Consider the following 6,731-nt stretch of genomic DNA (forward strand, 5'->3'; position numbering starts at 1 on the left):
ACCGGGAACAAATCGGGCAGGTCCCGCTTGAGTCGGGATTGTGTCGCGTCGTGTGAGTTGGAGTATTGCCATGGCCCCGCGTGCCAATTGGAAGGGCTTTTTGCGCCTGTCCCTCGTGAGCTGTCCGGTCGCGCTGTATCCCGCCACGTCGGATTCCGAGAAGATCAGCTTCAACCAGATCAACCGCAACACCGGCCATCGCATCAAATATCTCAAGGTCGATGCGGATACCGGCGAGGAGGTGGCGGCGGACGACATCATGAAGGGCTTCAAGGTCGATACCGATACCTATGTCGAGGTGTCGAAAGACGAACTCGACAACATTGCGCTGGACTCCACCCGCACCATCGAGATCGACGAATTCGTGCCGAAGGCCGATATCGACCCGCGCTACGCCATTCGTCCCTATTACCTCGTGCCCGACGGCAAGATCGGCCACGACGCCTATGCGGTGATCCGCGAGACCATCCGCGACATGGGCAAGGTGGCCATCGGCCGGCTCGTGCTCACCAATCGCGAGCACATCATCGCGCTGGAGCCGCTGAAGAACGGGCTGATGGGCACGCTGCTGCGCTATCCCTATGAGGTGCGCGACGAGGCGGAGTATTTCGACGACATCCAGGACGTCAAGGTCACCAAGGACATGCTCGATCTGGCGCGGCATATCGTGGAGCAGAAGGCCGCCGAATTCGAGCCCGGCAAATTCGAGGATCGCTACGAGTCCGCGCTGGTCGATCTCGTCAACCAGAAGCGCAGCGGCGTCGCCATCAAGCCGCATGGCAAGGCGCGGCCCGGCACCAATGTGGTCGATCTGATGACCGCCCTGCAGCAGAGCCTCAAGGGCGGCGGCGCCGCGCCGAAGCCGAAGGCGAAGAAGCCTCCGAAGCGCGCCACCGGCCAGAAGGAAATGCTGCTGCCGATCACCGGCAAGAAGGAGCCCGCGCCGGCGAAGAAGGTGGCGCGGCCGGTGGCCAAAGGGGTGACCAAGGGAAGGAGGGCGGGATGACGCGCGCCTGGACCCCGTCGCTGGTGCCGGATGCCGGCGAGCAGACCGTCTATCTCGTGCTGGATTGTTTCGACCGCGCCGGCTGCGCCTGGCGCGAGGCCGATGTCGCGGCGACCGATCTCGAAACCGTCATCGCCGACCTGATGTCCGGCCAGTACAACGATCCGCAGCGCGTGATCGCCTTCAACACGGCCGAACGCTGGGCCGACGACGTGTCGGAAGACGTCGCCCGCGAGATCCGCCGCCGCGCCGACCGCAATTACGAGGACGTCACCTCGTCGCTCGACGACTTCGTCCAGCGCCACGCCGGCCGCGAGCAGCAGCTCACGCTCAGGCTGGCGTGACGCGGGGTCTGAGATACTTCTCCGCGACAAGCGGGGTGACCGAATAAAAAAGGCGGACCGCAACGTCCGCCTTTTTATCGTGCGCGCTCTTAACCTCTCCCCGCAATGCGGGGAGAGGTCGACCGGCGGAGCCGGTCGGGTGAGGGGCCGTCACCAACGCAGCCGCAATCACCACCTTTCGGGTCGCACCGTCTCGAACCGGGAGAATGTCCGCATCCCGCCTGGCACAGCTCGCTGTGCGCGGGAGCGGGAGAGGGGCGCCGCACACGACGCGGCCCACGTTGATAACTCCGCCACACCCTTTGATTGTGCCGCGTCCCGCGCTAGCGTCACGCATTGCCCGATCAATTTTCCTGAAGCACATTTCACCCGAGGACATTGCCATGACGTCGCTCGCCCCGATGCTGCTCAGCCAGCGCGTTGCCCAGGTCTGCCTGTTTCTGGTCGGCGCCATCGCCATCTTCGGCGGCGCGCTGCAGATGGTTATGGGCCAGCCCGAGACAGCGCCGCGGCTTGATAACGTGCATCGCTTCATGGGCGGCATCTATCTGATGTCGGGCGTCATGGGCCTGTGGGCGGCATCGACCATTCGCGAGCACAACACGCTGGTCGTCCTGATGGCGGCGACGGTGTTTGTCGGCGGCCTCGGCCGCGTGTTGTCGATTACGAAGGTCGGTCTGCCCGAACCGCATGCCCTGTGGATCACCTATCTCGTGCCGGAGCTGGTGATTCCGTGGATCATCATCGCGGCGCAGGTGATGACGAACAGGAGGTGATCGAAAAGCCGATATGTAACCCTGAGTTGATTAACCTAATAAATTCACTTACAGGTGATGACGCTATGGCACGTTTTCTCGTTCTACGTCAGGGAAACTTATGAGCGATCCTACGGCCGATTCAGTTCAGTTGAAGGTGTTGGTCACGATAATCCCGGGGGTGCTCGGCTTCGTCGGATCGTGGATAGGCGCACAAGTAGCGCTATCTAATTTCAAACAGCAGCGCGCTTTTGACAAGAAGCTGGATTGGTACGAGCGATCGGCCAGATCACTGCAGAGTCTTGCGCAGAATATCGAAGTTGCCGCGACCGCCCAGGAGGAGGAGGGCACCGATCCCGAGCATCTCGAGAATGTTTGGCGCGATGTTCAGCGCGGGCATATCGAGCTTGAAGGACTCGCGTTTGAAGCGGGCTTTTACGGGTCTGCACCCGCAACCGAGCTGATGGATAAGATTCGGCTGACTGTAGAGAATGTGGCCGAGCAGAGTGAGGCATTCGATCCCGCAGCCGTCGATGCTGAATCGCGAGACGACGCCCTCGGAAAAATTATCGATCTGTCTGCCGAATTGCGCGCGACTCATAAGCCTCTCGTCGCGGAGGGACGTAAGCACCTCGGGCTCGATGAGCTGAGTTGGTTCGAGAAACTGAAAACAATGGGGCGTTCAAAATAGCGCCGGTCGATGCTCTATGTTCGCTGGCCTCGGTCGCGTGCTGTCGATCTCGAAGGTCGCCCTGCCGAACCGCATGCGCTGTGGATCACCTATCTCGTGCCGGAGCTGGTGATCCCGTGGATCATCAGCGCGGCGCAGGTGATGACGAACAGGCAGATGGCGGGTGGGGCTTAGGTAACCGCTACAGTCGCCGCGGTTCTGCTCTCATATTCTGTCCCGTCCCGAACACGCAAACAGAATTGGGCGCGCCGCGAGCCAAAGCGTGCGATGGGGCAAGTGCGCGGAAACTGTATCGCTGCTCCGCGCGATCAAATGGCGCACTTATCTCCATGTATTTGCTATCGGCTCGACACTAAAAATTGTATTTATTGTTTTTGCACCTTTTTATTCGGAGGCACGGTGGCTCGATCAAATACATCAGTGGCAACAGTTGTCAGCAAGGACGCAACTATTCTTGCTGCGCATGAAGAGTTGTCGACGCTTGAAAAATTGTCACAATATGTGCTGGCGAAGATATCCGAACTAACCAGCCGAAGGCCAGTTTTCGACAGTCGGAATTCTTCGGCGGAAGTTTCGATCCATGAAGCCAACTACTCTTCTTTGAAGTCACACGAAGAGCTAGCGCAAAATTGCTATGGTAGAACTGTCATTGGTGCAGAAGTTGATAATAGTGGAAATTCGAAACGTCCTTTCAGCTATCGAATAACTCAAGCGAATGTTGGATTTATTGAGGACGGTTGTAACGTGCTGGCGCGAAATTCGTTGGTCGCCTCAAAGCTCGTCACGACATCACCAGGTGAAGAAGCAGAAATAAGCGCCCGAAGTGGAACGCGGTTCTTGCAGGTGAAGGAGGTTCGGACTTTTGATCATCCGACCAGCCTTCTTTCGATATCTCAGAAGCCAAATTTTAGACTGATGTCGATTCGGCTGTTAGGACGTGCCGAGCAATCGCTCGTCAAGAACCTCCGCCTATTTGTTGAAGGCGCCGCAGAAAGATCTGAACCCGATTTAAGGCAGAAAACTCCGCAACGTGCGCCTGCCTCGCAGGTCATGCCTCCTGACGATCCAACATGGATGGTGTCTTGGGAGGATGTATCTCTTGGAGATTCCGATAGTTCGTCTTTAGGCCATCAGTTTTTTACTAGGACAACCGCCAAGCAAGAAGGCGCGCTTAATAAACCGCGCGGACTTACATTTGTTGAAGGCATTGCCGGCTCGGGCAAGACTTCTATCGCGCTTGGGCGGCTTAAGTTCTTTGCTAATTTTTCGACAGGAGAACATCGCGAAGACTACAGTCTAAAAGACGCCGGGCAGGCTGATTTCTCGCCATCGAACATGGTGGGATTTGTGCTCAGCCATAGTCTGAAAAGCTACCTTAAAGAGACTGCGTCTGCTCTTCAAATAGGTCAGCTTCCAATCCAGGATTTCCAAGAGTTTCGTGCAGATCTTTCGAATCGTTTTGGAATAGCTCGGGCGTTTAAGCGAAGTCAGAGTCAAGCTCCAATATTCCGGACTCAGTTGGCTTGGCTGCTTGCGATTGATACTGCGATGAGTCGCGCAGCAGGGGAGCGCCTTCGGCGTGTTGCAGTCGACGATCCCAAGATTCCGAAAGCAGTTCAGTCCGTTGTTATTAAGATGGCTGATGCGATGGCGGTTTGTGATGTTGAGGAAGGGCAGCTCAATTTCCATTTGTTGGGCCTTGCTGACCGCGTTGTTTCAGCTGTTATGGAAGCGGAGTTTCGCGCTCAAGAGGTGGAAATTCGCGCTAGGATGGCCAAAGAAAAGGATCGAAATGCTCGAGAAGAGATGCGCCTAGAGTTAGATCGAATTGCTAAAGAAGAAGACCGCAATGGTATATCGGAGCTGGGCCGTCGCCTTCTCTCTGAACTGACCGTTAGCGATTTGATTGCTGATGTCGCACGGATGCAAGACACTCCGGACATTGTTCGTAGAGCGTTTAATACTCGCGGAATTCCTTTCAATGAGGAAATTGACGATTCTGTTCGTTCGTTTGGGGCGCTGGTCCTAGGCGACGCTAGAAGCAGAAACCGAAGCCTAACTGATGCCGACGTTGCTGCGCTCGCCGCTCTTGCTGCCATAATAGCCGATGGCTTTGATCGGGGTGGTGCGCCAAATTACTTGTATCAAGTACGCCGACGGACTGCCGTCTTTATTGATGAAGTACAAGATTTTACGGAAGTCGAGATATTGTTGATGGGGATGGCCGTAACGAGCGCCTATCATCAGATTACTCTGTCGGGCGATAGGCAGCAGAGGCTCCAATTGGGTGGCGCTGAGGAATACCGAGACTTATTTCCATTCGTTCCCAGGTCGCGGCAGAATATGCAGGTTTTTTTAGACCATAATTTTCGTCAACGGGAAGTTCTTAGCGCGCTTAGCGCAGAGGTCAGGTCGGTGTTCCAAGGAGACTTGAACTCTTCTCCTGCCTTGAAGCACTCAAAAGTAGCTGCAGCCGTTCACACGTTCAAATCGAACGAAGAAATGGCGGCGTTGATAGTCGAGCGACTGTTGACTGTTGATGCGTATGCGACGGTAGCCGTAATCATGCCGTCTGAAATAGAGGCGCGTCGCTGGTACGATTTAATGCGTGATGATTTAGCTGCTTATCACCGGCCAGCGCTGCTGTCGCATCGAGATGATTTGACGCGACGAAATGATATCCACTTTACTGAAGTTCGCGAGGCTAAGGGGCTGGAGTTTGACGTAGTCATTGTGCCGGATATCTCGGTCTTTGACTTAAGTACCGTAATTGGTAGGAATCAATTCTACGTTGCTATAAGCAGGCCTCGACACGCTCTGCTTCTAGGCTGTCAAGAAGCGGAAAAAGGCGACGAGTACGTTGGAATCCTTGTCAAGGAAGGCGCAATCGTATGGCGGCCAATCGTGTCTCGCTAAGGAGGTTAGATGGCGAGCGATGCGCACAGGGGCGCGGACTGTCGGGCCGAGACGCTGGCGGGTCACAATGGCGCGCCCTTTGCCCTAAGCTCGTCATTCCAGAGTGGGACCGGCTCTTCCCGGAGCGAATCCGGAATCTCAAGATAGTTGAAACGCAGCGGCTCTCATGTCGAGATTCCGGGCTCGGGCCCGTCGCCGGACGGCACCGATCCCGCCGCGGAATGGCGTTGGAGGAATACGAAAGAAAGGAAGAAAGACGCTACTTCTTCTTCGCGCCCACGCGTTCGACGCTCTTGATCTCCAGCGCCGGACGGCCGGACTTCTCGGCGATCTCGCGGTCCTGCTCGGCGATGGCGGCCTTGGCCGGCTCATCGCCGTCGAGTCCCCCCAACAATTCGGAGGGCACGCGGCGGTTGGAGCGCTGCGAGCCGTCTTCATAGAAGACGTTGAAGAAGGCGAATTCGCCTTTGGGATTGGTACCGGGTTTCTTGGCCATGGCGGTTAAGTGGGGGATGGCGCAGGCGAAGTCAAAGCCTTAGCGCGCAAAGCGTGCATGCATCTGTGGGCAAAAGCGGGCAGTGGTTACCGGCGGGACGCGCCGCCCAGCCCGCGACCGAAAGTTCATGATTTGTTCTTGACGTTTCGGGAGTAAGGATTATTATCCCCTTCGTCCTGCCCCACCGAGAGGGGCGATCGCGATCGTCACGTTCGCGGGGTGGGATGCGGTGGACGCCGGAGATGCGGCGTCACGCGGTTCACGGGGGAACGTCTGTCTTCGGGCAGGACGGATCTGCGCCAGCACTGCCACTGGCAAGGAGACGGCCGACCTTCGGATGGACAGACTCCTGGACAGCGCGACGGACGACCAAATCGAAACGCGTTCGGCCAAGTGCTTTGCGGCTACCCTGTCCCTCCGCCCTGGGACATTAATTTTGGTGATGGGACCGTTCGCCATGGCAGATGTGCAAGCAACCGAAAAAACACCGCATGCGGAACGCCGGGCAATCGCTCGGCGCCTC

The 6,731-nt window shown here is 57.1% G+C and carries 8 protein-coding genes; 7 read left to right on the top strand and 1 reads right to left on the bottom strand.

Going from position 1 to position 6,731, the window contains the following annotated elements; all coding sequences use genetic code 11:
* The first annotated feature begins 70 nt into the window (after positions 1-70).
* The 6 genes from ku to HP556_RS24200 all read left to right on the top strand — a co-directional run bounded on the left by ku (position 71) and on the right by HP556_RS24200 (position 5,712).
* Positions 71-1,006 (top strand): non-homologous end joining protein Ku, encoded by a 936-nt coding sequence (ku, locus tag HP556_RS24175; protein WP_175368830.1) that lies wholly within the window; start codon positions 71-73, stop codon positions 1,004-1,006.
* On the top strand, positions 1,003-1,350 hold the full coding sequence (locus HP556_RS24180) for a hypothetical protein (protein ID WP_089262085.1): 348 nt from the start codon (positions 1,003-1,005) through the stop codon (positions 1,348-1,350). The genes ku and HP556_RS24180 overlap by 4 nt, the downstream gene beginning before the upstream one ends.
* A 383-nt stretch (positions 1,351-1,733) precedes the next feature.
* Positions 1,734-2,126 (top strand): DUF4345 domain-containing protein, encoded by a 393-nt coding sequence (locus HP556_RS24185; RefSeq protein WP_175368831.1) that lies wholly within the window; start codon positions 1,734-1,736, stop codon positions 2,124-2,126.
* A gap of 100 nt (positions 2,127-2,226) precedes the next feature.
* Complete coding sequence (locus HP556_RS24190) at positions 2,227-2,796, top strand: hypothetical protein (protein ID WP_175368832.1); 570 nt, start codon at positions 2,227-2,229, stop codon at positions 2,794-2,796.
* 9 nt (positions 2,797-2,805) lie between these two features.
* Positions 2,806-2,970, top strand: a complete 165-nt coding sequence (locus tag HP556_RS24195) for a hypothetical protein (RefSeq protein ID WP_175368833.1) — start codon at positions 2,806-2,808, stop codon at positions 2,968-2,970.
* 93 nt (positions 2,971-3,063) lie between these two features.
* Positions 3,064-5,712 (top strand): ATP-binding domain-containing protein, encoded by a 2,649-nt coding sequence (locus HP556_RS24200; protein WP_175368834.1) that lies wholly within the window; start codon positions 3,064-3,066, stop codon positions 5,710-5,712.
* A 259-nt stretch (positions 5,713-5,971) separates the two neighbouring features.
* Here the strand turns inward: HP556_RS24200 and HP556_RS24205 are convergent, their stop codons facing one another.
* Positions 5,972-6,208 carry a hypothetical protein gene (locus HP556_RS24205; RefSeq protein WP_068733419.1) on the bottom strand — a complete coding sequence of 79 codons (237 nt, stop codon included), beginning with the start codon at positions 6,206-6,208 and terminating at the stop codon, positions 5,972-5,974.
* A gap of 337 nt (positions 6,209-6,545) precedes the next feature.
* Here HP556_RS24205 and HP556_RS30120 point away from each other — a divergent pair.
* A partial coding sequence (locus HP556_RS30120) for a hypothetical protein (RefSeq protein WP_210269301.1) occupies positions 6,546-6,731 on the top strand: 186 nt, incomplete at its 3' end.

The sequence above is a fragment of the Tardiphaga robiniae genome, from assembly GCF_013359755.1.
Taxonomy (GTDB): domain Bacteria; phylum Pseudomonadota; class Alphaproteobacteria; order Rhizobiales; family Xanthobacteraceae; genus Tardiphaga; species Tardiphaga robiniae.